Origin of the sequence: Colwellia sp. BRX8-5 (genome assembly GCF_014077325.1) — a bacterium.
Classification (GTDB): domain Bacteria; phylum Pseudomonadota; class Gammaproteobacteria; order Enterobacterales; family Alteromonadaceae; genus Colwellia_A.
Genome location: NZ_JACGVR010000001.1, coordinates 268,275 through 294,383 on the forward strand (window position 1 = coordinate 268,275; position 26,109 = coordinate 294,383).

Genomic DNA, 26,109 nt, shown 5'->3' on the forward strand with positions numbered 1-26,109 from the left:
CTCACCTTTATAAATAATAAATAACTATAAAGGTGAGAAATTTAATCAATTTTTCCTAAACTAAACTTGTGGTCAGCACTTGAAAAAATTAATTCAACGCCTTTTTCTGTAACCTCTTCTTGTGCTAAATCGGCCCATTGGTAATAAACATTACGGTGAACTTTTGCCAATAAATTACGACGCACTAATACATATAATTCGCCGTTAGCATTCATCGTTAACGGATGAGTTTCATCAAGCACGAACTCGTCATCTACATTGGTACTAACCGTCATTATTGATTTGTTATCATCTTGCCAAGCCCATTGCGTTAATACAAAAGGGGCGTCTTCAACGATAATCTTAACTTTTTCAGCGGGTGTCACTAAAAAGTACTCGTCGCGATCACCAGCGACTTCTCTTAATAAAACCGAAGCAAAAAGTTTAACTAACGATAACCGTTTAAATATTGTGCCGCCATAAAACCAGTCGCCATTACCTTTGACCTGTAGATCAATTTCGCCACAATACGGTGGGTTCCATGATTCTATCGGCGGTAATTTTTTAGTGTTACCTGGTGTTAGCTTATTTAATTGTTCAGAAATTTTGTCTAGTGACATTTATACCGCCAAATTATCCGCTGGATAGTAATTTTAATACCTAAGGTAAAAATACAGTATGAGGAGACATTAGTAAAACAGCATCTAAAATTAAGTTAATAATCAGCAAAAAGTACAGTTAAGCAGAATGTTGCCCATAAAACGCTTAAAAGCAAAAATTTTTCTTGTCAATCTGCTTAAAAATACAATATACTCTCCGCGCCTTATCACTGGGCGCTTCAAGTAATATCAGTGGTGGCTATAGCTCAGTTGGTAGAGCCCCGGATTGTGATTCCGGTTGTCGAGGGTTCAAGTCCCTTTAGCCACCCCATTCTTTATAAGTTTATCTCAAAGAAAACACACATCCATCAGTGATTCCATTTTCGCTTACCGTGGGTTCAAGTCCCTTTAGACACCCCATTATTTATAAGCACACCTATAACATATTAAATAAAACCATCAGTGATTCCATTTTCGTTTACCGTGGATTCAAGTCCCTTTAGCCACCCCATTTCTGTATAAGCACACCTATAACATATTAAATAAAACCATCAGTGATTCCATTTTCGTTTACCGTGGATTCAAGTCCCTTTAACCACCCCATTTCTGTATAAGTTTATCTCAAATAGAACACACATCCATCAGTGATTCCATTTTCGCTTACCGTGGGTTCAAGTCCCTTTAGCCACCCCATTCTTTATAAGTTTATCTCAAAGAAAACACACATCCATCAGTGATTCCATTTTCGCTTACCGTGGATTCAAGTCCCTTTAGACATCCCATTCTTTATTAGTTTATCTCAAATAGAACACACATCCATCAGTGGTTCCACTTTCGCTTACCGTGGGTTTAAGTCCCTTTAGCCACCCCATTTCTGTATAAGCACACCTATAACATATTAAATAAAACCATCAGTGATTCCATTTTCGCTTACCGTGGGTTCAAGTCCCTTTAGCCACCCCATTTCTGTATAAGCACACCTATAACATATTAAATAAAACCATCAGTGATTCCATTTTCGCTTACAGTGGATTTAAGTCCCTTTAGCCACCCCATTCTTTATAAGTTTATCTCAAAGAAAACACACATCCATCAGTGATTCCATTTTCGCTTACCGTGGGTTCAAGTCCCTTTAGTTATAGGGTTTTTCTAAATTTCTCTTTAAAACCATCTAATAACGCCTATTTAGGTAATTTGTCTAGGTGTTGCTGTTTTTTTTGATTAAACTAATAGTAATTAAAGTAAGAAGCACACTGTAATGGAAAAACATCAACAATTATTAATTGCCTTAAGGAAAGTCATCAGGGCAATCGATTTACATTCAAAACACCTTAATAAAACTTCGGGTTTAACCAGTCCACAATTATTAATTATGCTAGAAATAGATAAAGTTTCTGGTATAAATTCAAGCCAAGTAGCCAAAAATGTTAATTTAAGTGCTGCTACCGTGACCAATATTTTGGACAGGCTAGAGAATAAAGGCTTAGTTTCAAGAATACGTAGTACCCAAGATAAACGTAGAGTGAGCTTATATTTAACCGAGGATGGTAAAGCACTTTTACTCAATGCCCCCCAAGCATTGCAAGAGCATTTTATTGATAAATTTTCGAATTTAGCGCAATGGGAGCAATCACAGTTGCTTTCATCTATGGAACGATTGGCTGGAATGATGGATGCAAATGAAATAGATGCGGCTCCGTTATTAGAGCTTGATGCGATGAGCGCCAGCAGTAGTAGTAAAGCTGACGCATCTAATAAGTAAATACAGCTCGGTTTAACCCGAGCTGTTGTCTATTAGCGTAACAAATGTAAGAAATGCAAATGCTTGTGGTATTGATCAATAATATTATTGATCACTGCCGTTTTCGACCAGCCCATAATGTCATAGTCTTGACCACCTTCGCCCAAGTGAACTTCAGCACGATAATAACTTTGCTCATCTTCCGCTTCATTGGCTTCAATAACATAGTCAGGTTGAGAGTACTTACGAGCTAACACCCGATAAACAAACTCTTGTGCTTCACCATGGTCAACAATTAACGTCAGCCCATCGTCGTGTGAGATTTCAACATTGATTTGATTAGCTTGTAGCTCTTTAGCGACGGAATCAAATGCTGGAACGACTGTCTGCGTAACAAACTTACTGACATTAGCTTTGTTGGGGAAATCGACAACATTCTTCAAGCGCATTTGCCAACTATCACTATTCTCATTACCTGAGTGAGGTATTGCTGTGATTAGCTGACTATCCTGCTTAAAAGCTTCAACTCTTAACGATTTAATCAAGCCTGCAATGGCCAGTAATAATACGATAGTAAAAGGTAGAGCACTGGCAATAGTCATGGTTTGGAGGGCATTAAGACCACCAGCCAATAATAATATTGCCGCAACGATACCAATACCTACCGCCCAATAAACACGTTGCCATAGCGGCGTATCATTTTTGCCATGCGAGCAAAGCATATCAACGACCATAGCGCCTGAATCACAGGAGGTGACAAAAAATATCACAATCATTAAGACACTAAAGAATGACAACACCGAAGATAATGGGAAGTTTTCAAGAAAGACAAACAAGGCAACGGATGAGTCTTTACTGACCATCTCTCCTAATTCGACAATGCCTTGATTATAAACCAAATCAATCGCACTATTACCAAAAATAGTCATCCAAAATAAAGTGAAGACCGTGGGTATTAGCATAACGCCGATAATGAATTCTCTGATAGTACGGCCACGTGAAATTCTGGCAATAAACAAACCAACAAAAGGTGCCCACGCCAACCACCAGCCCCAATAGAAGATTGTCCAGCCACCTATCCAGTCAGTCTTTTTGTAAGCGAATAAATTAAAGGTGTTATGAACAATATCCGCTAAATAATCACCAATATTTTGTAAATAGGCTTGTAATAAAAAGACTGTTGGACCGAGCACAAAAATCAAAAATAATAAGATCACCGCTAAAACCATGTTGGTTTCAGAAAGTATTTTAATGCCCTTATCTAGCCCTGTGGCAACTGATATAACCGCAAGTGACGTGATACCAAACATAATAATTATTTGATTAGTGACTGAGACTTCAATACCGAATAAATAACCAAAACCCGCATTAACTTGTGAGGCACCTAAGCCCAGCGAAGTAGCAACACCAAAGACCGTACTCACCACAGCAAAAATGTCGACCAAATGTCCTGGCCATTTATATATTCTGTCTCCAATCAAAGGATATAGCGCAGAGCGTAACGTTAATGGTAAGTTATGACGATAACTAAAATAGGCTAATACTAAGGCAACAATGGCATAGATAGCCCAGGCATGAAGTCCCCAATGAAAAAATGTCATTTTCATTGCTTCTTGCACGGCTTCAACCGTACCTGTTTCTGCTGTTGGTGGTGACAAATAGTGCATTAAGGGTTCTGCGACACCAAAAAACATTAAGCCAATGCCCATTCCAGCAGCAAAGAGCATCGACAGCCAAGAGACTAAGGTGTAGTCAGGTGTTGAATGATCTGGACCTAAGCGAATATCGCCATAACGAGAAACGCCTAAAAAGATAACAAAAAAGAAGATGAATGCGACAGTCAGTACATAGAACCAACTACCATTTTCAATAATACTCGTTTGAATAAGTGTGAATAAACTTTGCGCCTGTTGAGGTAGTGCAGCGGTATAAACTAACAAGGCAATAATAATAGCGGAGGCACTGCCAAATACCTTCTTGTTTAATTGACTCTTAACGGTTGTAGGCAAATTCTTCCCCTGATTTTAATTAGTATTGATATTATATCGACTTAAGCCATGCTGTAAACAATTCTGTATACAACACAAGAAAATTTAAAGAGGAACAAATGCTCTATTAGAAACACAAATACACCAACTAATATATAAAGATTTGTAAAAATTATCTATAAGTCCTATTTTTTGTTAAGCTATACGCGAATAAATATAGTTAGAACTCTAATAATATCAACTCAAAACATAATTAAACACCAAGGGATACTTAATATGAAATTCACTAAGTTGCATTATGCTGTGCTTACAGCACTAGCTGCATCGAGCGCTCTCTCTGCTGAAGAAGTCACAAAGCAACAAAAAGCAACGATAGAAGTTATTGAAGTTACTGCAACTAAACGCACAGAGTCTATTCAAGATGTTCCTGTTACCGTTACCGCCTTAACGGGTGCTAGTTTAGAAAAACTTGGGGTGTCAAATTTTGACGAATATGTAGAATTTTTACCTAATGTTGTTTTTCAGGGCACTGGCCCTGGACAAAATGAAATATATATCCGTGGTGCAGCTACCGCACAAACAAACATATCTGTCTCGTCAGTACAGGCATTGCAACCGTCAGTTGCTTTTTACTTAGACGAACAACCCGTTTCTATGCAAGGACGTAACTTAGATGTATACGCGACTGATGTTGAACGTATAGAAGTTTTACCTGGGCCACAAGGCACACTTTTTGGTGCTAGCTCGCAATCGGGCACAGTTCGCTTGATTACCAAAAAACCAAACCATGATGGTTTTTCTGCCGGTTTTGATACCAGCACAAGTACCACAAAAGGTGGGGACTTAAGTAATTCTGTTGAAGCTTATTTCAATATGTCTTTAACAGATTCACTTGCTGTTCGTGTTGCTACTTACAATGATCACCAAGGCGGTTGGATAGATAATATTCGCAATGTCCCTGGTCAAGGTGGTTACAACGGTAGTGCAGTAGTTATTGATAGAATTTCAGCTAATTTTGCTAAACTAGCTGATCCAGAAAATACTCCAACTACCGCACCACAAAACGATGCTTTAGTAGAAGACGACTTTAACACTGCTAATTATGCTGGTGCACGTTTTGGTGCCTCATACTTGATCAATGACGAATGGAACCTTTTAGTTCAACACACTCAACAGTCTCTCGATACTGAAGGTGTGTTTTCTTATGATCCAAATCTTGAAGGTCAAACATCAACAAACCGTTTTGTACCAGAAAATAATAATGATGATTTTGGTTTAACCACCTGGACACTAGAAGGTCGCCTTGAGCAACTTGATATCGTTTATACTGGTGGTTACTTAGACAGAGATATTAATTCAACGATTGATTACACCGGCTATACCAATGGTGGTCAATTTTCAGCTTATTATGTTTGTAACTATGCAAGTGCACCTGAAGCACAAGAGTGTCTTGACCCAACTAAGTATTACAAAGAAGAAACTAGTACCTCTCGTATGACTCATGAGCTACGTTTCAATACGCCTGCTGATAAAGACTGGCGTGTTACGGCTGGTGTTTTTTATGACACGCAAGAAGTATCATCAGTGGGTCAATTTAAAATAGCCAATACTGAACTTTTTCCTGATTTACAAAGAACTCTTGTTGGTAGTGAAGGTATTAACAGTAATGGTGGGCCTTTCCCTGCTGAAGTCAGTTTTGTTAATGATGTTACCCACACGATAGATCAAGTCGCGGTATTTGGTCAGTTTGCTTATGACATAACCGACACAGTTACTGCAAGTTTTGGTGCCCGTTGGTATCAAATTGATGACATTTATAAAGGGTCGACAACAACCGCTGATGTTAGTGGTCGATTACGTGCCTTTGGTGACGGAAGTGACGCTGCCTTAAACGAATTTTTTGGTGAAGAAGAAGCAACGGCCATTAAAGAGGCTATTGCTAGCGGTCAGTTAGACACAAGTTTACTTGATAATAGTGGTAAATTAACCGTAGATGATACGATTATCAAAGCCTCTGTTGATTGGAAAGTAACGGACGATGTGATGGTCTTTGCCTCATATTCAGAAGGTTTTAGACCGCCGGTTACTAACCGTGTAGGTGGTGGTTCTGCTGCAAACCAAGAAGGCGCTTTTGAAGGCTTCCGTATACCCGTATACTCAACTACCGATAGCTTAGATAACATTGAAGTTGGTTTTAAATCAACCTTGTTTGACCAATCACTACGCTTTAATGCCACAGCTTATTATTCAAAAATATCTGATCTACAGACCTCACGCTATGACCCAACCAATATCAGTTTCTTAGTATTTACTGATAACGTAGGTGATGCAGAGATCAAAGGTATTGATGGTGATTTTAGCTGGGTAGTGACTGACAACTTAGTTATCTCGGGCGCGTTCAGCTTAATTGATACTGAATTAACATCAGTTAATGACGTACTTGATGGCATTGCACCAAGTGTTGGTAGTAGATTACCTTATTCAGCTAAGTTTTCAGGCAACCTACAAGCAGAATATTACTATAATATCTCTGGCGATTTAACCGGTTATATTAACGGTTCAATCAGTTATACCGGCGAAAGACTTGCGGGTATGGCGATGGATGCTTACATGGTCGAAGATGCGACTAATTTAGTTTATGGCACAGGTTCAGGTTTAAGTATTCAAAAAGAAGCTGATGTCTATAAAGGTGTTAACTATCAAAGTAGTAACGGAGAAACCTTTGCCGGTGGCCGTTACATTCAAGATAGTTACGTTTTGGCCAACTTAAGCTTTGGTGTGACTAACGACGAATGGAAAGCAGAATTTTTTATCGATAACTTAACTGATAAAAGTGCCATTCTATACGTAGATACACAACAATATACGCCAAAAGTTGTTTCTAACAGACCTCGTACTGTAGGTTTTAGATTCTCGTATGATTTTTATTAAGCGTTAATGTTAATTAACTTTTAACTAAAAACTAAATAAAGCCGCTTGAACTTTGTATCAAGCGGCTTTTTATTGATAGAGTATCTCATCAGAGCAAGACCACTTGTTAAACTGCCTTGGAGCAAAATCGTTGAACAACACAACTGTCCCCCCGATTGAAACACACTTAAAATCGATTCAAACCTTAATCCAAACGGCAAAATTTAGCGAAGCGATTGCACAAAGTAAAGCACTGCAACAACAAGTCACCGAACAGCAAGACCACATTGAATTATGGTATTTAATGGCTATTGCCCAGCGCTATAGCAAAGAGTTTACCCAAGCACTCACCAGTATTAACGCGTTACTTAAACTTGATGCCCTGCACAGCCGAGCAAATCAAGAACAAGGTTATACGCATTTAGCCTTAAACAAGGTTAAGCAAGCTAAATTATCCTTTGAAAAGGCCGTACAACTTAATCCAAGTTTAGTGGGTAGTTGGCATGAGCTAATTCAACTTTATCGACAAGACAGTCAACAAGAACAAGTGCAAAAGGCAGCTAACCATCTCGAAAAATTGAAAAAATTACCGCCGGCATTACTGGCAGTTACCGAATTAATGTATGAAGGGAAATTATTAAAGGCAGAGCAAATTTGTCGACATTTTTTACAGAACAACAAGCGTCATGTCGATGGCATGTGCCTACTTGCTGAAATAGGTATGGAGCTAAAAGTTTATGACGATGCTGAATTTTTGCTGGCTAGCGCCCTTGAATTAGCCCCTGATCATATTCATGCACGCTCTCAATATCTAAACCTTCTTATCCGTTTAGGAAAATATAAAGCCGCAGAGCAGCAGGTTGAAACATTACTACTGACACAACCAGACAATCTTAGCTATAAGATCGCCAAAGCCAATACGTTGACCGGCTTAGGTAAAATAGAACAAGCTATAACTTTGTTTGAGCAAGCCATCAGACAAGATAGCAAGATCCCCGGTTTCTATTTACAACTTGGTCATGCGCTAAAAGCTCAAGGCGATATCAAAAAAGCGGTTACTGCTTACCAAAAAGCTTATCAATTAAACCCCAGCTACGGTGATGCATTTTGGAGTTTAGCCAATACGAAAACCTACCGCTTTAGTGATGAAGAAATCACCAAAATGCAACACCAGCGTACGGATGAGAATTTGGCGATAACCGACAAAGTGCAATTACATTTTGCTACTGGTAAAGCCTTTGAAGACAGAGAAGACTATCAGCAAGCCTTTGAAGCTTATCAGCAAGGTAATGAATTACAGCATGCTAGCAATGGCTTTGACATTAATAAAATAGAACAACAAGTCGCTGAACAAATAAAATACTGTACCCACGAGTTATTTGAAGTTCGTCGCAATTTAGGCCTTAACTCACCTGATCCTATTTTTATTGTTGGTTTACCCCGTGCAGGTTCAACCCTGCTTGAACAAATACTGGCTTCACACAGTCAAGTTGATGGCACGATGGAACTGCACAACATTTTAGGCTTAGCGTCGAGGTTACGCGGGCGCGAGAATAATAAAAATGAGCAGGAAAGCCATAAAGAAAGCCAATACCCCAAAAATTTAGCTGAAATTAATCCGACATATTTTAAACGCTTCGGTCAACAATTTATTGATGAAACACGAGTCTATCGTGAACAGGCCCCTCTTTTTATTGATAAAATGCCTAACAATTTTTTACACATAGGTTTGATTAAATTAATACTGCCAAACGCGAAAATTATTGACGCAAGACGCCAACCAATGGCTTGTTGCTTTAGTGGTTTTAAGCAATTATTTGCCGAAGGACAAGATTTTAGTTACCGCCTTGAAGACATTGGCCGTTACTACCAGGCTTATCTGAAATTAATGGCTCATTGGCAGCAAGTACTGCCGGGATTTGTTTTAACGGTTAATCACGAAGATGTTGTTGATGACTTAGAAAAGCAGGTCAGAAGAATACTTGATTTTTGTGGCTTAAGCTTTGAACAATCTTGTGTTGATTTTCATAAAACCAAACGCACCATTAAAACGCCAAGCTCTGAGCAAGTCCGTCAGCCGATTTATAAAAGTGCTACAGAACAATGGCGTCACTTTGAACCTTACTTAGCGCCATTAAAAAAAGTATTAAACATCGAATAAACGGTTGTTATTAAGAGATTAGTAAATATTTAAAACCATTATACAAACTGTTATAGTGAACAAATAAACAGCGAAATAACACCTTCGCTAAAAAGGATTTTGTGAGAATAAGCTAAAATGAACCACTTTGATAACGAAAAATTTCATCAACCTCATGTCATTTCATTATTTGCATTAGTAGGTATGTCGATAACGGCTGTTATGGGAATTGTTGGTCTTTTTAACAAAAACTTTGTTTTAGCGATATCGTTATTCATCGCCAGCTTGATTTATTTCATCGGCTATTATGCCCACAAAAAATTTAACAATGTTAAATTAAGTTCTGCAATCATTCTATATTCTTTATATATATTAATGTTTTACCTTATATATACTGGTGGCGTTGAGAATACAGGTCCACTATGGATATTTATTGTTGCTCCTGTCTCAGTATTTGTTCATGGCCTAAAACGTGGTCTGATAGAGATTATGTTCTTTGTAATAATATCTATTGCAATCATGAGTATACCTACGGAAATCATTCCTCATACTGCCTACAGTACTGAATTTAAATTACGCTTATTATACTCTTTTTTAACCGTGACTTTTCTTTCTGCTCTATATGAATATTCAAGAGATCAATCTTATCAGCACACCTTAAAACTAAGTGAAAAATATCAACGCTTGGCGCATTTAGATCCCCTAACCCAATTATCTAATCGCCGTGCTGCGCTTACTCTGTTAAAACGAGAACAAGCACGTGTCATTCGAAGTAAAGAATCTTTATCTATTATTTTATGTGACATTGACCACTTTAAAAAAATTAATGATAAGTACGGTCATAATGCGGGTGATGCAGTATTAATTGAGTTGGCAAAAATATTTACCAATGGTATGAGGGAGCAAGATTGTATTGCTCGTTGGGGTGGAGAAGAGTTTTTATTTATTTTACCGCAAACCCAAGCCAAAAGTGCCCATGTTTTAGCAGAAAAAATCCAAGAAAAACTCCATCACCATATTGTTCATTATGAAGGCCATGATATTAATGTCAGGATGAGTATGGGAATTGAGCAATTCAAAGACAACCAAACCATTGATGAAATGATCAACTGTGCAGATAAGCAGCTTTATCAAGCGAAAAATGCTGGCAGAAATCAAATTTTTCCAAAGTTTTAAATTTGCTGTTTTATCACAAGATAATCAAAGGATTATAGCGCCTGCTCAGCATAGCTTAAAATCGAAATATGCCCATCATACAATGTATTTAGTACAAGCCTCGTAAAGCTCTTGTAGTTGTACAGGTTTACTTAGCACGCGATCAAAGCCTATCTCTTTGTATAACTCAACATCTTCACTCATAACATTTGCCGTTATCGCAACGATCGGAATATTAGAGCTTGCTCTAATAATTTTACAGGCTTCAACACCATCCATTACCGGCATTTGAATATCCATAAAGATAACCTTAGGATGATGAGTTTTAAACAGCTCGATACATTCAGCGCCGTTTTTCGCCATTAATATATTGGCACTGGTTGGCGCCATTAACTTATTAAATATGGTGCGATTAATGGCAGTATCCTCGGCAAGTAAAATAGTGATATTTTTTAATTGCGGTGTCGCCAAAAGTGCTTTTTCTTTCAATATTTTCTGTTTATTTGTTCGAGTTAAAGGTAAAGAAATAACGAAACAACTCCCTTCACCTAGCTTGCTTTGTACCTCTATATTACCCCCCATCATTTTAGCTAAATTCAAAGCGATATTAACACCTAAACCGGTGCCACCGTATTTTCTGGTCGTCGACTTATCCGCTTGTTCAAAACGGTCAAAAATACTGTTCAATGCATATTCAGACATGCCTATGCCCGTGTCGATCACCTTAATAACGACTTCTTGTGAGCCACTAATATTAATATTTACGCTACCTTGATGAGTAAACTTAAGTGCATTAGAGATAATATTAATCAAGACCTGCTTTACTCTCGTTACATCACCTAGCCAATATTGATGAAAATGATCATCAAAATTCAATGCTAATGTGATTGAGTTTTCGACCGCTATCGGTTTAAATTCATTATAAAGATTGTTAAGCAGTTCCTTTAAGTCAAAAGAATTGGCCTCAAACTCTACTTTGCCTGCCTCAATTTTAGAAAAATCCAAAATGTCATTCAAAATGGTTAACAAGCTTTTACAAGATGACAATCCGGTTAAAATAATCTCATGTGATTCTTCATTGTCGACAGAGTTTTGTAAAATCTGCAGCGAGCCAAAGATACCATTCATTGGAGTACGTATTTCGTGACTCATGTTTGCTAGAAACTGTGATTTATAATTACTTACCCTTTCTAATTCTGACGCTTTTTGTTCAATTTCTTTATATGAACGTTCAAGTTCCAAGGTACGTTTTTTTACTTGAAATTCCAAATATTGTTGATTATCAAGCTGAGTAAAAATTAGCACCAAAAGTTGAGTCAAGGTTTCTATATATGAGTGATCAGCCAAAGATAGTGGGGTTTCTTTTAATAAGCCTAGTGTGATGACACCCAATACCTGGTTTTTTGACATTAAGGGGACAACGAGCTCAGACGACATCTCATTGTTCACCATAAAGGCCTTTGCTGCTAACGCTTGATATTTTACTGGCAGTTGATCAGTCGTATCTTCATTACATTTAATAAAATGAAGTAATGAATGGCCTTTTACCACTTCAGCGCTTAATTGATAATTTACATGAGTAAATTCATTGGCACTTTTAGTGATCCGATTCAAATAAGTAATCGTTAACTGACTAGATTGCAAGGTGTCGACACCTTTGTGTAAGAACTGTACATACTGCTTAAATAACGCTTCTTTGTCATTTACCTGCATCATTTCTTGGGCACTTAACAGTAATTGTTCTAGGTAATTATTTGCATGATTAAGTGCAAAGGCACTTGCTTTTATCTCTTGAAGTGAACCGTTAAGGCGAAAAGCCATTTGATTAAAACTATCGGCAAGTACATGTAATTCATTTCGTTTAGGAGAGTCTATTTTTAACTTAAAGTCGTCTAAATCATCAACATTTAATTTTTCTACAGCATGGCTAAATTCTTCAAGGGGTTTAATTAACATGGGTCTTACTAACCAAAGAAATATTCCCCAAAGCGCCAGCGTTTTGATAATTGAGTTAATAATGATTAGCGTAAAGCCAGTACTTAACTTGCTCAGTATGACATCTCTATCTGAATAGAATACGCCAACACCCACCAATGAATTTTCGTCTTCACGACGATATTCAATATCAAAATAATGATCGATTAAAAAATCAACCGCAATGATTTCGTTAGAAGCAAGATGAACGTCACTTGTTCGTTGAGTAATAATATTATTGTTTGTATCAAATATCTGCACCGATGTTATCGAAGGCAGTTTAATAACGCCATCGATGATGGTGTTTATGCGGTCTTCGTCAAGGTCCCACAGAGCATCAGATAAAGGCTGTTCGTAAGTGGATTGATAAAGCACGAGATCATTTTTAATCATTTGTTTTACATTGAAATATTCTATTGTCATATGTGTCAAAGTAACAACAATCGCGACAATAATATAAATAGAAAAAACACCACGTAGTAGAGTAAAACCAATGGAATGATTAATTGAAATTTTATTTTTTTTCACTCGAATTAACCTGTTATTTTATTTGTTATTTGGCACGATGGTGAAATCCAAGACTGCCAAAGCTGTTGATTGTCTGCCAGCCATTGTGTTGCGGCTTCTTGATAGGTCAATTTGTTTACATCTACTTCGTACGCCAACTTAGCTAACATTGCGTTACTAAAGTTAATTTTAGTGAGTGTTTCGAATGCGCACGGCCATTTTATTGGCATTTCATGCCAAGCGACTTTTTTTAACCAACCATCGGTAGGATTTCCGCAATCGTGCAAAAAATTCTTATTTTCGCCCCATTCAGGTTTTGTTTCACAGTCAGAGTGGTAGCGTGGAAACTCAACAAATTGACCTTTATATTTTGCTTCAATCCAATTAGGTGTCCAATTAAATAACACTATGGGTTGCTTATTACGTATCGCTTTATCGAGTATTTCCCAAAGCTCATCACTATTGTTAGCAGTAACTACTTTAAATTTAAGGTCTAGTGCTCTTATTTTCGCCCCATCGGGTTTCTCCCAAGGTCCTCCAAGATAGCGTCCCCTCGGTGAGGTTTCTTTAGTTTCAAATAAGTGCGCACAACTATTTAACGCTCGCCAAGAGGGTAAGCCCGGACAGAGGTCTAGCACATAGTCAGGGAACCACCATTCTTCACGCGTTTTCGCATCATGAGAACCTGCATCGATAATGCCACCTTCATCTATCATGCGGGTATACATTTTCTCCATGGTGCCTTGCCACACTTCCATTTGTACATGTGCTAAGCCACGTTGCAGTGCCCCCCATTGAGCACCTGTGGTTTTTTTTGAAAAAATAACAGAGTAGCCCATGCCCTCGAATAATTCGGCTGTAATATGAGATAAAACCAACTGACTTGTCCAATCGTTTAAGACAATTTTTATCGGTTCGTCATTACGAAGGGTCTGCGCTTGTGAGGAAGTAAACGTCAGTAGGTTAAAAATAATGAATAACAACAGTATTAGTTTTTTCTTGCTACACATGTGAGCCTTAGAGTTTTGTTTTAATATTGCACTAACTATAGACAGGTTTTCAATAAATTATAGACAATAATTATGTGAAAACCTGACTTTTAGCGCTGATAACAGCACAATCTGTCTTTGGTCGTAGATATTTGATTGTTTGCCGATTTTACTTTTGTGTAATGGGCCATATCAAGCTAATCTAGGATCACACAAAAATAGGATAGTACTTATGAAACAGTCGATGATAATCAACGGAAAAGCCCATGAAATTACGGTAGATGGTGATATGCCACTTTTATGGTTTCTTCGAGACAACTTGGAGTTCACTGGCACCAAATTCGGCTGTGGTAGTGGTTTGTGTGGTGCTTGTACCGTTCACGTTGATGGCCAAGCCATACGTTCATGTATTACTCCAGTAAGTACCTTGGTTGATAAAAAAATCACCACCATTGAAGGACTATCCGAAAAGGGTGACCACCCGTTACAAAAAGCTTGGTTAAATAATAATGTTCCCCAATGTGGATATTGTCAGGCCGGACAAATTATGAATGCGGCGAGCTTGTTAGCGGTTAATGCTTCCCCCACTGAAGCTGAAATTGATACGGCAATGCAAGGTAATATTTGTCGTTGCGGTACCTACCAACGCATTAAAAAAGCCATCGTTGAAGCTGCTGACACGTTAAGTAAGGAGGTTTAGTATGACCATTTCAAACGTAAGCCGTCGTAATTTTTTAAAAACAGCCGGTCTAGCCACCGGTGGTTTAATGATAAGTGTTGCTTTACCGATGAATGCCTTAGCAGAAAAGGGCATTATCAAAGACAGTGGTGATGGACTTAACGCTTTTATTCACCTGGCTGAAAATGGCGATACTATTATCTATTGTGGCCGCTGCGAAATGGGCCAAGGTATTAGTACTGCCCTGCCTTCTGCTGTCGCTGATGAAATGGAAGCTGATTGGCAGCGTGTTACGGTAAAGCAAGGTGACGCCGACGAAAAATATGGTCCGCAAGCAACAGGTGGCTCAGCGAGTATCCGCGTAATGTACCAGCCTATGCGTGAAGCTGGAGCGACAGCAAAAGCGATGTTAATTGCCGCAGCAGCAAAAGTGTGGAAAACCTCTCCTGAAAACTGCTTTGCTCAAGCACATTTTGTTATTAATAAAACTAATCAACAAAAACTCGCTTATGGTGAATTAGCAAGTATTGCTGCCAATATGCCGATACCTGAAAAACCTGTGCTTAAAAAGAAAAGTGATTTTAATTACATAGGTAAAGAATTACCTCGTCATGATCAGGCAGCAGTGGTGGTCGGTAAACGTATTTATGGTGTCGATACTAAACTACCCGGCTTAAAATATGCGGCCATGATCCATTGTCCTGTTTTAGGCGGCGCCTTAAAAAGCCTTGATAAAACCGAGGCTTTGAAAATGAAAGGTGTTATTGACGTTATCGAAATTCCACGTTTTAACATCCCGTTTGGTTCTATTGGCGGTGTTGCCGTAGTGGCTGACAATAGCTGGACGGCACAACAAGCGGTGAAAAAGTTAAAAATAACTTGGGATTTAGGCGAAAATGCTATTTACGACACCAAAGAATATAAACAGCAACTGGTTAAAAATGTTGAAAAACCAGCAACGTTAGCCGCTGAACGTGGTGATATTGAAAAAGCGTTTGGCGCAGCAAAACATAAAATGTCAGCCACTTATACCGGAGGACATCTTTCACATGCACCGATGGAGCCTAATGCGAGTGTCGTATGGGTGCAAAAAGACTCCTGTGAAGTATGGGCGTCAACACAAAGCCCTGCCGATATTCAAAAAGTATTAGGGCAATACTTAACACGCGAGCCAAAAGATATCGTGGTGCATGTAGCAATGGCCGGTGGTGCTTTTGGTCGTAAATTTAAGTGTGACTACGTTCATGAAGCCGCTGTTATTTCAGAAAAGACTGGTGTGCCAATTCAGCTAACGTGGACCCGCGAAGAAGATATGCGTACGGGCTATTATCACTCGATAAATGCCCAACACATTGAAGCATCTATGGACGACCAAGGAAACGTGACCGGTTGGTTACATCGCGCCGCCTTTCCTTCAATATCAACCTTATTTGACCCTTCGTTAGTTAGAACACCGGCGAATAGTTTAGAAGATATTACTAATCATTTATTTGGTATTGAGAATTGTCGTGTCGAATCAGGCGATGCCAAAGCTCATACGCGTATTGGTTGGTACCGGGCAGTTTATGCTATTTTCTATGGTTTTGCTTTTAGTACCTTTGCCGACGAATTAGCGTACAAAGCAAATAAAGATCCTTTGTCTTTTGTTAATCAACTTTTTGATAACAATAAAAATAAAGAACAGCAAGCAAACGTCAAACGAGCTAAAGATATTCTCGCCATTGCTGCTGAGAAATCAGGCTGGGAGAACCGTAAATCACTACCAAAAGGCCAAGCTATTGGTTTAGCGGTGCACTATAGTTTTCAAAGCTTTGTTGCCATGGCAGTACATGTTGAAGTCAACGGTGATGATATTAAAGTATTAAATGTAGACTGTGCGATAGATTGTGGCCAAGTACTTAACCTTGATGGCGCAACAGCGCAAATGGAAGGCGCCGTTGTTATGGGCATGTCATTAGCATTAAGCACCGAGATAACCTTTAGAGAAGGTGCCGTGGTTAATTCAAATTTTCATGATTACCCCGTTATGCGTATTACCGATATGCCAAATGTTAGGGTTCATATTCCTGATTCAGATGAAAGCCCAACAGGATTAGGCGAACCCGGTGTTGCTCCTTTTGCACCCGCATTAAGCAATGCTGTCTTTGCCGCTTCAGGTAAGCGCTATAGAGATTTACCTTTTAAACCGATGTCAGTGTAAGGATTAAATGAACGTTTTATTGTTAATTTTTTTATATTGTTGTAGCAATTTCGAGCAACAACACGTATTGCTCAGCAAGGACTTTTTCCTATGAGCAATCATTTATCGCACTTATTAGCGCAATGGTACCCGCATCGAGATAACGCTGATTGGGTACTTGCTACTATTTACCAGACCGAAGGCCCGTGTTACAGAAAACCCGGAGCTATGATGTTATTTAGTAGCCAAGGTGATCAATTAGGTATGCTAAGTGGTGGCTGTTTAGAGTCAGATATCGGTGTTAATGCCAGAAAAGTTATGCAAACAAACAAGTCAATGTTGGTTTGCTATGATGGAACTGACGAAGATGATTTATCTTTTCATCTGGGTATTGGTTGTGGCGGCACGATTTATATAATGTTGCAGCAAGTCCATGCCGCTAATGACTATTTATCATTGGCGCAAGTTTACGACGCACTTAAGCATCGTATTTCTGGCTACCTTTATCAAAGTATTGTCGAGCAAGGCAATGATGCGCAAGCTTATTTCGAAGCGAAAAAAGTCACGAATATAGCGGCAACAGCGACATTAATTCCCTCCCCCTTAAATAACGATGACAAAACAAACTGGTTAGCAACCCCGATTGTACCCGAACCTCATCTGCTTGTTGTTGGCGGAGGTATTGACGCACGTCCGCTGGTCAATATGGCTGAACAGTTAGGTTGGAAAGTATCGTTGTGGGATCCACGTCCCGCCAATGCTCGAAAAGAATATTTTTCAAATGTTAGCCATATTATAAAAGGCGAAGCCGAAGTACTGACCACCTTTGCTGCAGAAAAAGATGTTAACGCCGCCATATTGATGAGCCATAATGTCTCGATTGATGCACAGGCTCTAAAAGCTTTAGCTAACACCAATATTCAATATTTAGCTTTGCTTGGTCCAAACAATAGAAAACAGCAAGTTATTACTCAGGCTGAAGTTGTCGAGCAATCTTTATCGTTTACATTCGCCGGCCCTGCGGGTCTTGAAATCGGTGGAACCTTGCCTGAGAGCATAGCCTTATCGATACTTGCCGAGTGCCATGCCAGCTTATTTAACAAAAGTGCTCAGTCGATTAGCCATGTACTTTAGTCGTCGCCATCGAACAATAACACCATGAAACGCCCCGATTATAACTTGAAAATAGTGCTACTGGCGGCAGGTAAAAGTGAACGCTTTAACGGTATTAAGGTACTCGCAAAAGTACAGCGACAAGAAACGTCAATAACTTTACTCGAACATGCTTTACAACAACTGTTTTTAGCACTTAAGACACTGAATATCAGTAACAAAAATATTGGTGTCGCGACAGGGCGTTATCATCAACAAATAAGCGAATTATTAGACGACCCCGACCTCTTATATTATTGCGAAGCGGCACATTTAGGCTTAGGTCATACCATTGCACAGTCTGTTGAACACATGCTAAATGATGCACAGGATGATGAAAGTAGCATCAGCCATATTTTGATAGCATTGGCTGATCAAGTTGCTTTAACTGCAGATGACTATATCGCATTAATAAAACAGTCTTTAGCGTTACCAAACACGTTAGTTTGTGCAAAAGCAGGGCAAGAATTCATGCCACCAGCTATTTTCCCCTCAGTTTATTTTACCGACTTAATGCTCTTAAAGGGTGATAAAGGCGCTAAGTCCGTTTTATATACTAATAAAGAAAACCTTCAAACAGTAAACCTTCCTCATACCGAAAAAGATATCGATACCCAGCAAGATTTGGCTGATTGGTATAGCAATACATAAACGTTCTAATATTTAAAACACAACCTATTACATTATATAAGCCTAATTTTTCGACAATTTAACGCTTTGCTGTTTTAATAAACTCATCTATTGGTTAGTTTAGAGTAAACCGATTAATTAACGGGCCAGCCAAAACAACAGGAAAATTTATGAACACTTTTATAAAAATAATGTCTGCCGCGTTATTTGCAGTTACCGCATCAAGTCAGGCAACTGACCTTACGTTAACCACCGACCAAGGCTTTGAATTAAAAGCGAGTTATTACCCGAGTAATAAAACCAGTGATCGCGCGGTATTGTTATTGCACCAATGTAATTACAATAGAACCATGTATAACGACATCGGCCAGCAATTATCAGACAAGGGCATTCATGCCTTGAGTTTAGATTTCAGAGGCTTTGGTGACAGTGCTAACGATGAATTTAGTGTTCAAAAGGTTCAAGCATTACCAAGAGAATCACGAAGTGCCGCTTGGCAAAAGGTGTCTAAACATTGGCCTAGTGATGTTCAACTCGCTTATGACCATTTGAAAAGTAAAATGTCAGACAAAGGTATAGTCGGTGTAGTTGGCGCAAGTTGTGGTGGCTCTCAAGCCATTATTTTAGCAGAAAATAATCCTGTAAATCTCATTGGTTTTTTCTCATCAGGTCAGCCTGATGAAAACATTACGCGCTATAAAAAGATGCTAGCGGACAAACCTACTCTGATCATCGCTTCAGAAATGGATACCGGCACTTACCTTAGTGCGCAAAAATTATTTACGGCGTCTGAAAGCATGAATAGTAAATTTATTGCTTATAAAGGGTCTGCACATGGTTACCCTTTACTTGACAGTGATACGCAACTAGCCAGTTATATGGTGAGTTGGTTAGATAGTAATTTAGTGAAATAGCTTAAGAATAATTATGACAACAACTTTAAAAAAAATAACGATATTTATCGTTGGAATAACACTGATAGTTGGATGCAGTAACAACACCACAGCTAAAGATTTAACGAGTCAAAGCGTTAAAGAATACACCAAGTGCGTTGTTCATAAAAACAGTATTTGTAAAACTGATTTACACCCAAATAACGAACTTATTGCCACAGGAAGTTCAGGACCTAACGTTGAAATTTGGCATAGATATACCGGCAAAGTATTACAATCGCTTAAACACCCAGAAGGAGTGCCTAGCGTTAAATTTAGTCATGACGGCAAAATCCTCGCTACTGGCAGCTATGATAATAACGTAAGAATTTGGCAAGTTTCCAGCGGAGCGTTACTTAATACATTTTCTGGTCATCAGGGCATGGTCGTTAAATTAGCCTTCAGCCCCGATGGAAAAAGCTTAGCCAGTGTAAGCGCTGACGATACCGCCCGTCTTTGGAACTTAACGTCTGGTGAATCAAAAACCTTATCTGCACACGAAGGCGATGTATGGGGCGTGGCCTTCACTCCTGATAGTAAATCTCTGTTAACCGGTGGCGAAGATAACATTATTAATGTGTGGAATGCGTTCACTGGTGAGCATGTAAGAGCATTAAAAGAACATAACCAAGCGGTTTTAGATTTAGCCTTTAGTCACAACGGTAAGCTTCTAGCTTCCGGCGGCGATGACTATACGATAAAAATATGGGATACCACTAATTGGCAAGTACTCAATACATTAGAAGACGATTCATATTCTATCTACGACTTAATATTTAGTCATGATGACTCCTTTTTAGTAAGCGGTGGTCGCGACAAAGGCATGTTCAGTGAATTTCTTCAATATCAATGGGCATACGAGACTGATGAAAATGACATTACCGTTCGAATTTGGGATGTTAAAACAGGGAATGTAATACAAAGACTTAATGGCCATAAAAACGATGTTAGTAATGTAAATCTATCGTCTGACAGTAAAGTGTTGATCAGTTCAGGCGCGGATGGAAAAGTTGTGATTTGGGATACAACATCATTGCTAAAACGTTATTATTGAGAAGGCAGTGTGATATGAAAATTTTATCACACTGCACAATTATGATTTAGCGATGGACTTAACCTTCAAAATAGAGATTATTTTCGGCTAGGTTCAAAAGCATCGTATCTTGGAAGGTTTTCATCAAGATCTTCCCAGTTTGCTTTTGAGGTAGCAAAGTTATGCGAAATAGGTCTTTCTGAAATATCAGAATCAACTATACCTAAACGAAGTCTCAGCCTTGTTGGGTCTTGCTCATTTGAACTAAAAACAGGCGAACCACATTTTGAGCAAAAGTGACGGTTTCTACCAGGCTTGAAGGCAAAGGTTGTTAAAAACGCTTCACCTGAAGTGATCTCAAAATCAGCGGTATTAATAAAACCGTTGGTAGCAAAAGCCGTCCCGCTATTCTTTCGACATAATGAACAATGACAGTGAATGATATCACTTATTGCCCCACTAATTTTAAGGTTTATCGTGCCACACAAGCACTGACCTAAATACATATAATCCACCCTTTGGTTTGTTTTTATAAGACACTACATTCGCCTTGAGTCTTGGCAATCGTTATAGATTCTATCAATAAGTTGTGATTATTATCATCTAAAAAACAAGCAATATAGATAAATGGGCCGCTTTATCCCAAACCCAGTAATTATCTGATTATTATTACCGATATAAACCACAGATAGGGTTCACCTCCTCATAAATAACACGGCTACAAATAGCGCATTATTCATCGTGCTTTGTTAATGCATAAAAATGCCCTAATAAAAAAGCACTTAACCTTATCGGCTATTTATATTAAAATTGTTAGCTTAAGCAGCGATTGCCTGCACGTTTTATGCTTTAGGATTTTAATGCGTTTTTTTAAATTATTACTACTTTTCATCTTTATTTCAGGTTGTGCAACGATCACTTATGTTGAGCTTGATGACCGTTACGGCTTTTCAAACCCAATTCATCGCAGCAATGTTACGGCTATAACGCCACAACAAAGCGAGCTGTTTCATAATCAAGTGCGACCAATTTTAGAAAATCGCTGTATTGTTTGTCATGGCTGTTACGATGCACCTTGCCAATTAAAAATGGAATCTATTGCCGGTATTGAACGAGGCGCCAATAAAACTGTTGTTTATGATGGTGCCCGTTTACAAGCGATCCCGGTAACTAATATCCAAGGTAATCCTAAAACAATTGACCAATGGCGTAATGAAGAGTTTTATCCTGTTTTAAATGAACGCCAGCAATCACCACAAGCCAACTTAGCCAGCAGCTTGATGTATCAAATGCTACAGCTAAAGCGTAATAATCCCTTACCTGACGAGGTGATTTTATCGAAAGCATTTGATGTTAGTCTAAACCGCCAGCAAGAATGCCCCACCATAGATGAATTCAAACATTATCAAGAAAATAACCCTTTAGGTGGCATGCCTTACGCTTTACCTAATTTACCTGATGATGAATACCAACAGTTAACGCTATGGTTAGCTGAAGGTGCAAAAATGCCTGCGCCTACTGCACCAAGTGCGACTGAGCTTGTTATGGTTGAAAAATGGGAGACTTTTTTAAATGGCGACTCTAAAAAAGAACAGCTCGTTGGCCGATATCTTTACGAACACTTATATTTAGCCAATTTATATTTTGACGCTAGCCAGCAAAGCTTTTTTAATATCGTTCGTTCAAAAACACCACCCACACAAGCGGTGCAAATTATTACCACTCGTCGCCCATTTGAAGACCCTAACGTTGAGCGCGTTTATTACCGTTTACAGAAAAAACAAGCCACCGTTTTAGCAAAACGTCATATGCCTTACCGTTTTGATTTAGCGAAACTTACTCGCTATAAAGCGCTGTTTTTTAGCCCCGATTACACGGTAGAGAAACTCCCTGGCTATAAACTAAAATATGCATCAAACCCTTTTATTACCTTTCAGGCATTGCCTCTTGAATCTCGTTATCGTTTTTTGCTTGATGAAGCGCAATTTTCAATTATGAATTTCATTAAAGGACCGGTTTGCCGAGGTCAAATTGCCCTGAATGTTATTGAAGATCAATTCTGGGTGGCTTTTGAGAACCCAGAGAATATTGATATGTTTGGTATTAACAAGTTTTTAGTTGAACACAGCAAACTCTTACAATTTCCAGCAGCAACCAGCAGCAGCGTATTATCGATTCTAGATTGGCGCGAATATGCCAGTCGACAAAAAGAATATGTCGCAGCGAAAAAAGCCTTTATTGAAAGCCTTGATCTGCGAGCTGGCAATATTGACCTTGATTTAATTTGGAGTGGTGAAAATAATCCTAACGCTGCACTGACTATTTTCCGGCATTTTGACAGTGCTTCAGTGGTTAAAGGTTTTGTTGGCAAGCCACCCAAGTCTGCCTGGGTGATTGGTTACCCACTACTTGAGCGCATTCATTACTTATTAGTTGCTGGATTTGATGTTTATGGCGATGTTGGTCATCAATTAAAAACCCGTTTATATATGGACTTTTTACGTATGGAGGGTGAATCAGCTTTTTTAATGTTATTGCCCCAGAAAGTTCGAAAAGAGACCCACGACCTATGGTATCGCGAGACAAGTTCGGATGTTAATGACTATAATTTTTTAGCTAACTTCGCTGAGTTGCCCGATTCGGGGATTGAATACCAAACTGACCAACCCCAAGCAGAGTTATACCAACTGCTCAAAGAGCATACCGCAACAACACACAATAATAGTCATCAATTAACGTCGTCAATTAATGACTATAAATTCAAACGCCTGGAAAATTTAACTGGTGAAAGTGTTTCTTTACTACCAGAAGTCAGCTTTGTTGTCGTAAATGATAGCAACACAAGTCAGGTATTTACCCTGTTGAGAAATTCTGCCCATAGTAATGTAGCGCATTTGTTTGCTGAGAAAAAGCGTCGGCTACAAGCAGAAGATACGCTCACCGTAGCCAGAGGCGCCATAGGGACTTACCCGAAAGCGTTTTTTAATATTAGTCAGCAAGAAGTGGCTGAATTTATTGTTGCTATAGAAAATATGAAAACAAAAGATGATTACTTTAATTTGAAAAGTCGTTATGCGGTCAGACGTACCAATACAGACTTTTGGACGTTTTCCGACAAACTACATCAGCAACTAAACAATGATCAAGGTATTGAGTTTGGTTTATTAGATTACAATCGTTTGGAAAATAAGTAATAGCACTGAAAAAAAGGCAAAAAAAAGGCGTTTCTTGAAACCAAGAAACGCTTTATAAAAACATAAACACTAAGGGAAATAAACTCTCGTATAATAAGAGCCCCTATTGTCTGATAAGTTCAAATTAATTTAAATAAATTATTTATTTATTTCAGCGTGAAATCAAAAATAATTTCATAGCCCTCTTCACTGTATATTCCTCGACGATAACGCCATTTTGATAACGCTTTTCTAGCAGAGATATTAAGCTCGCGATTAACACTCGACTCGACAGTGCTAATATTTAAAACTTCACCTTGTGGCGAAATACTATAAGACAGCTTTACGGTACCTGATTGTTGGGCTCTAATTGCGTCAACCGAATATTTTGGTTGCTCTTGATAGAGTGGCACCAAAGATAACGTGGGTGGTTTAATATCGGCGGTCACTGAAACAGTGACAACATCAATAGGCAGTGAAACAATTAACGTCTCCGGTCGATTATTCGCTCCAAGAGCAACTTCATTCTCAGACTGAGCAGGAACAACATAGGGTTGTTTGGGTGCTAATGGCGGTATAACAACCGCAATAAATTTATCTTCTGGGGTTATTTCCTGATATTCAACAACACTTAGCTTTGTTGGCGATTTTGGCGCTGTTTGGAGGTTCGCTTGCTTAGAAAAATGACTTATCACGGCTAAAATACTAAATGAAGCCACAGCTCCTAAAAATAATAGGCTCAATAACTGCATCAGCGTATATCGCGATTTTTTACTTTTTTGCAAAGCTGACAAATGAATTTCTGGTGCGATGACTTGTTGCTTTCTTTGTTGATAAAGTGAGGCGATCTCTTCATCACAGGATGGGTGTTTCATGATTTATCTTCCAATAAATTTTTAATATAAGTTCTGGCATAACGCAAACGGCTTTTAATCGTTTCAAAGCTTTCACCGGTTAATTCGGCAATTTGTTCAAGTGAAAAACCTTCTTGTTGAAAAATAAAAGCTTCTCGCTGGTAAAAAGGCAATAAGGTAATCGCTCGATTAAAAAGGGCTAATCTATCGATATACTCGAATTGTTGCTCTAGTGAGTGATTATTGGTCTGCGACAATAGTTGTATATCTGTGGCCGCCCCCTGCTCATCAAGGGATTGTGTTTGCCAACGATTTTGCCTTCTTAATTCATCAATTAAGGTATTTCTAGCAATGGTAAACAACCAACTTTTAACATTACTGTGTGCTGGATGGCTCGCTTTAATGTTCATCACCTTTAACCACATCGACTGAATAATATCTTCAGCGGTTTCTTTATCAGACTGGCTCAATAGATAATGATAAATTGGCTGATTAAATTGCTTCACCAGCAAAGTAAAATATTTATCTTTGCTGGTGGCAATATAACGCGTTATTAATATTTCAGGGCTGATAGTTGGATTAAACCAACCCTTAACCATAGAAGGTAACTTCAAAGGCGCATCCTAACTTTGTTGGTCCATAGAAAAATCTAATTGTACGGTACGACCCTTTTGATAGACCGCAGCTCCATCAACCGATTTTGCCTGATATTTCCATTTTCTTAAAGCATGTCTAGCCGCTTTATCAAAAATACGTTTTGGCTGAGCGTCAATCACTGAGATATTAACAACTTTACCGACTTCATTAATATCAAAAGCTAATTGCACCCAGCCTTCAGTTCCTTTTCTCATGGCTTCTATTGGGTATTTAGGATTAACACGCACGATGGGGCGAGCCTCATTATTATTCATCCCTTGGTATTGCTTAAAGCCAGTACTCCCTCCCGTCATTGAGATTGGAGCTGATTGGTAGGATAAATTGTGCGTGTCACTTGCAACATCAATCGTCACAACATTTCTTGGCATAGGCTCTGGTGGTGCTGGTGGTTCAAGCTTTACCTTATCGATTTCAATAACTTTTGAATCTTCAGGTAATTGTGCCACTTCAACAATAACATCGGTTAATGGCTTGGTAATATTTACACTGTCGCTACTGATTAAATACGCCATAAAAGCAAATAAACTAAAAGTAATAATAACTGCCAAGCTGATATAAGATAATAATTTAGCCATAGTAATTCCTTTATTTAACAAACAAAAAACAGTTATAAGCGCTAAAATTGCGACTTATACAGGTAAAACGTTTGGAAAAAGTATAAGGGGTTAAATTATTTTTAACTAAAGGGATATTTATAAATAACCTGGTGATTGCTCATCATTAACTATATTGTAAAATGAGGTTGGTTGGTTCCATAAATATGACATTAGCTACTGTTAAAAATAGAAATAAAGAGTATAGTTAATGAGCGCTTATTGTTCTTTTATCTACCAAAGCG

General features: G+C 38.5%; 19 protein-coding genes and 1 tRNA gene. 12 read left to right on the top strand and 8 right to left on the bottom strand.

The genetic code is table 11. The features are described from left to right. Nucleotides 1-41: 41 nt before the first annotated feature. Nucleotides 42-599: a DUF1285 domain-containing protein gene (locus tag H4J62_RS01130; RefSeq protein WP_182180442.1), complete on the bottom strand. Its 558-nt coding sequence runs from the start codon at nucleotides 597-599 to the stop codon at nucleotides 42-44. 234 nt (nucleotides 600-833) lie between these two features. On the opposite strand from H4J62_RS01130, the gene H4J62_RS01135 reads away from it, so the two are divergent. Both H4J62_RS01135 and H4J62_RS01140 read left to right on the top strand, forming a co-directional pair. Next, a tRNA-His gene (locus H4J62_RS01135) sits at nucleotides 834-909 on the top strand. A gap of 927 nt (nucleotides 910-1,836) precedes the next feature. Continuing rightward, nucleotides 1,837-2,340 carry a MarR family winged helix-turn-helix transcriptional regulator gene (locus tag H4J62_RS01140; protein WP_070375187.1) on the top strand — a complete coding sequence of 168 codons (504 nt, stop codon included), beginning with the start codon at nucleotides 1,837-1,839 and terminating at the stop codon, nucleotides 2,338-2,340. 32 nt (nucleotides 2,341-2,372) lie between these two features. Here the strand turns inward: H4J62_RS01140 and H4J62_RS01145 are convergent, their stop codons facing one another. Further along, a complete protein-coding gene (locus tag H4J62_RS01145; protein ID WP_182215383.1) occupies nucleotides 2,373-4,328 on the bottom strand; it encodes a choline BCCT transporter BetT in 1,956 nt (651 codons plus the stop codon). 255 nt (nucleotides 4,329-4,583) lie between these two features. On the opposite strand from H4J62_RS01145, the gene H4J62_RS01150 reads away from it, so the two are divergent. From H4J62_RS01150 to H4J62_RS01160, 3 genes are all read left to right on the top strand, one after another. Next, nucleotides 4,584-7,238 carry a TonB-dependent receptor gene (locus H4J62_RS01150; RefSeq protein ID WP_182215382.1) on the top strand — a complete coding sequence of 885 codons (2,655 nt, stop codon included), beginning with the start codon at nucleotides 4,584-4,586 and terminating at the stop codon, nucleotides 7,236-7,238. Nucleotides 7,239-7,368: 130 nt separating this feature from the next. After that, complete coding sequence (locus H4J62_RS01155) at nucleotides 7,369-9,378, top strand: tetratricopeptide repeat-containing sulfotransferase family protein (protein ID WP_182215380.1); 2,010 nt, start codon at nucleotides 7,369-7,371, stop codon at nucleotides 9,376-9,378. A gap of 117 nt (nucleotides 9,379-9,495) precedes the next feature. Then, nucleotides 9,496-10,533: a GGDEF domain-containing protein gene (locus H4J62_RS01160; protein ID WP_259364980.1), complete on the top strand. Its 1,038-nt coding sequence runs from the start codon at nucleotides 9,496-9,498 to the stop codon at nucleotides 10,531-10,533. 75 nt (nucleotides 10,534-10,608) lie between these two features. Here H4J62_RS01160 and H4J62_RS01165 read toward each other — a convergent pair whose 3' ends face one another. Together H4J62_RS01165 and H4J62_RS01170 are read right to left on the bottom strand one after the other, a co-directional pair. Beyond that, complete coding sequence (locus tag H4J62_RS01165; RefSeq protein WP_182215379.1) at nucleotides 10,609-13,014, bottom strand: ATP-binding protein; 2,406 nt, start codon at nucleotides 13,012-13,014, stop codon at nucleotides 10,609-10,611. Nucleotides 13,015-13,019: 5 nt separating this feature from the next. Beyond that, entirely contained in the window at nucleotides 13,020-14,003 is a 984-nt protein-coding gene (locus H4J62_RS01170; RefSeq protein WP_182215377.1) for an ABC transporter substrate-binding protein, read from the bottom strand. Nucleotides 14,004-14,214: 211 nt separating this feature from the next. On the opposite strand from H4J62_RS01170, the gene H4J62_RS01175 reads away from it, so the two are divergent. The 6 genes from H4J62_RS01175 to H4J62_RS01200 all read left to right on the top strand — a co-directional run bounded on the left by H4J62_RS01175 (nucleotide 14,215) and on the right by H4J62_RS01200 (nucleotide 20,608). Beyond that, a complete protein-coding gene (locus H4J62_RS01175) occupies nucleotides 14,215-14,682 on the top strand; it encodes a (2Fe-2S)-binding protein (protein ID WP_259364808.1) in 468 nt (155 codons plus the stop codon). A 1-nt stretch (nucleotide 14,683) separates the two neighbouring features. After that, complete coding sequence (locus H4J62_RS01180; RefSeq protein ID WP_182215375.1) at nucleotides 14,684-16,861, top strand: xanthine dehydrogenase family protein molybdopterin-binding subunit; 2,178 nt, start codon at nucleotides 14,684-14,686, stop codon at nucleotides 16,859-16,861. A 90-nt stretch (nucleotides 16,862-16,951) separates the two neighbouring features. Continuing rightward, a complete protein-coding gene (locus H4J62_RS01185) occupies nucleotides 16,952-17,974 on the top strand; it encodes an XdhC family protein (protein WP_182215373.1) in 1,023 nt (340 codons plus the stop codon). Nucleotides 17,975-17,998: 24 nt separating this feature from the next. After that, complete coding sequence (locus H4J62_RS01190) at nucleotides 17,999-18,643, top strand: NTP transferase domain-containing protein (protein ID WP_182215372.1); 645 nt, start codon at nucleotides 17,999-18,001, stop codon at nucleotides 18,641-18,643. Nucleotides 18,644-18,792: 149 nt separating this feature from the next. Next, nucleotides 18,793-19,536 carry a S9 family peptidase gene (locus tag H4J62_RS01195; protein WP_182215370.1) on the top strand — a complete coding sequence of 248 codons (744 nt, stop codon included), beginning with the start codon at nucleotides 18,793-18,795 and terminating at the stop codon, nucleotides 19,534-19,536. 13 nt (nucleotides 19,537-19,549) lie between these two features. Next, nucleotides 19,550-20,608: a WD40 repeat domain-containing protein gene (locus H4J62_RS01200; protein WP_182215369.1), complete on the top strand. Its 1,059-nt coding sequence runs from the start codon at nucleotides 19,550-19,552 to the stop codon at nucleotides 20,606-20,608. Nucleotides 20,609-20,685: 77 nt separating this feature from the next. On the opposite strand, the gene H4J62_RS01205 is transcribed toward H4J62_RS01200, so the two are convergent. After that, nucleotides 20,686-21,093: a GFA family protein gene (locus H4J62_RS01205; protein WP_182215367.1), complete on the bottom strand. Its 408-nt coding sequence runs from the start codon at nucleotides 21,091-21,093 to the stop codon at nucleotides 20,686-20,688. A 354-nt stretch (nucleotides 21,094-21,447) separates the two neighbouring features. On the opposite strand from H4J62_RS01205, the gene H4J62_RS01210 reads away from it, so the two are divergent. Further along, a complete protein-coding gene (locus H4J62_RS01210) occupies nucleotides 21,448-23,781 on the top strand; it encodes a fatty acid cis/trans isomerase (protein ID WP_182215365.1) in 2,334 nt (777 codons plus the stop codon). Nucleotides 23,782-23,927: 146 nt separating this feature from the next. Here H4J62_RS01210 and H4J62_RS01215 read toward each other — a convergent pair whose 3' ends face one another. The 3 genes from H4J62_RS01215 to H4J62_RS01225 are packed head-to-tail and all read right to left on the bottom strand — an operon-like array spanning nucleotide 23,928 to nucleotide 25,846. Continuing rightward, nucleotides 23,928-24,635 carry an energy transducer TonB gene (locus tag H4J62_RS01215; protein ID WP_182215363.1) on the bottom strand — a complete coding sequence of 236 codons (708 nt, stop codon included), beginning with the start codon at nucleotides 24,633-24,635 and terminating at the stop codon, nucleotides 23,928-23,930. After that, the gene (locus H4J62_RS01220) at nucleotides 24,632-25,228 is read right to left on the bottom strand and encodes a sigma-70 family RNA polymerase sigma factor (protein WP_182215361.1); all 597 of its coding nucleotides are present in this window, start codon (nucleotides 25,226-25,228) and stop codon (nucleotides 24,632-24,634) included. The genes H4J62_RS01215 and H4J62_RS01220 overlap by 4 nt, the downstream gene beginning before the upstream one ends. 9 nt (nucleotides 25,229-25,237) lie before the next feature. Next, the gene (locus tag H4J62_RS01225; protein ID WP_182215360.1) at nucleotides 25,238-25,846 is read right to left on the bottom strand and encodes an energy transducer TonB; all 609 of its coding nucleotides are present in this window, start codon (nucleotides 25,844-25,846) and stop codon (nucleotides 25,238-25,240) included. Between the last annotated feature and the right edge of the window lie 263 nt (nucleotides 25,847-26,109).

What these genes read in the sequence shown, in the direction of transcription:
- H4J62_RS01130 (WP_182180442.1), bottom strand. Translation starts at nt 599, where the DNA reads ATGTCACTAGACAAAATTTCTGAACAATTAAATAAGCTAACACCAGGT.
- H4J62_RS01140 (WP_070375187.1), top strand. Translation starts at nt 1,837, where the DNA reads ATGGAAAAACATCAACAATTATTAATTGCCTTAAGGAAAGTCATCAGG.
- H4J62_RS01150 (WP_182215382.1), top strand. Translation starts at nt 4,584, where the DNA reads ATGAAATTCACTAAGTTGCATTATGCTGTGCTTACAGCACTAGCTGCA.
- H4J62_RS01160 (WP_259364980.1), top strand. Translation starts at nt 9,496, where the DNA reads ATGAACCACTTTGATAACGAAAAATTTCATCAACCTCATGTCATTTCA.
- H4J62_RS01170 (WP_182215377.1), bottom strand. Translation starts at nt 14,003, where the DNA reads ATGTGTAGCAAGAAAAAACTAATACTGTTGTTATTCATTATTTTTAAC.
- H4J62_RS01175 (WP_259364808.1), top strand. Translation starts at nt 14,215, where the DNA reads ATGAAACAGTCGATGATAATCAACGGAAAAGCCCATGAAATTACGGTA.
- H4J62_RS01180 (WP_182215375.1), top strand. Translation starts at nt 14,684, where the DNA reads ATGACCATTTCAAACGTAAGCCGTCGTAATTTTTTAAAAACAGCCGGT.
- H4J62_RS01185 (WP_182215373.1), top strand. Translation starts at nt 16,952, where the DNA reads ATGAGCAATCATTTATCGCACTTATTAGCGCAATGGTACCCGCATCGA.
- H4J62_RS01190 (WP_182215372.1), top strand. Translation starts at nt 17,999, where the DNA reads ATGAAACGCCCCGATTATAACTTGAAAATAGTGCTACTGGCGGCAGGT.
- H4J62_RS01195 (WP_182215370.1), top strand. Translation starts at nt 18,793, where the DNA reads ATGAACACTTTTATAAAAATAATGTCTGCCGCGTTATTTGCAGTTACC.
- H4J62_RS01200 (WP_182215369.1), top strand. Translation starts at nt 19,550, where the DNA reads ATGACAACAACTTTAAAAAAAATAACGATATTTATCGTTGGAATAACA.
- H4J62_RS01205 (WP_182215367.1), bottom strand. Translation starts at nt 21,093, where the DNA reads ATGTATTTAGGTCAGTGCTTGTGTGGCACGATAAACCTTAAAATTAGT.
- H4J62_RS01210 (WP_182215365.1), top strand. Translation starts at nt 21,448, where the DNA reads ATGCGTTTTTTTAAATTATTACTACTTTTCATCTTTATTTCAGGTTGT.
- H4J62_RS01215 (WP_182215363.1), bottom strand. Translation starts at nt 24,635, where the DNA reads ATGAAACACCCATCCTGTGATGAAGAGATCGCCTCACTTTATCAACAA.
- H4J62_RS01225 (WP_182215360.1), bottom strand. Translation starts at nt 25,846, where the DNA reads ATGGCTAAATTATTATCTTATATCAGCTTGGCAGTTATTATTACTTTT.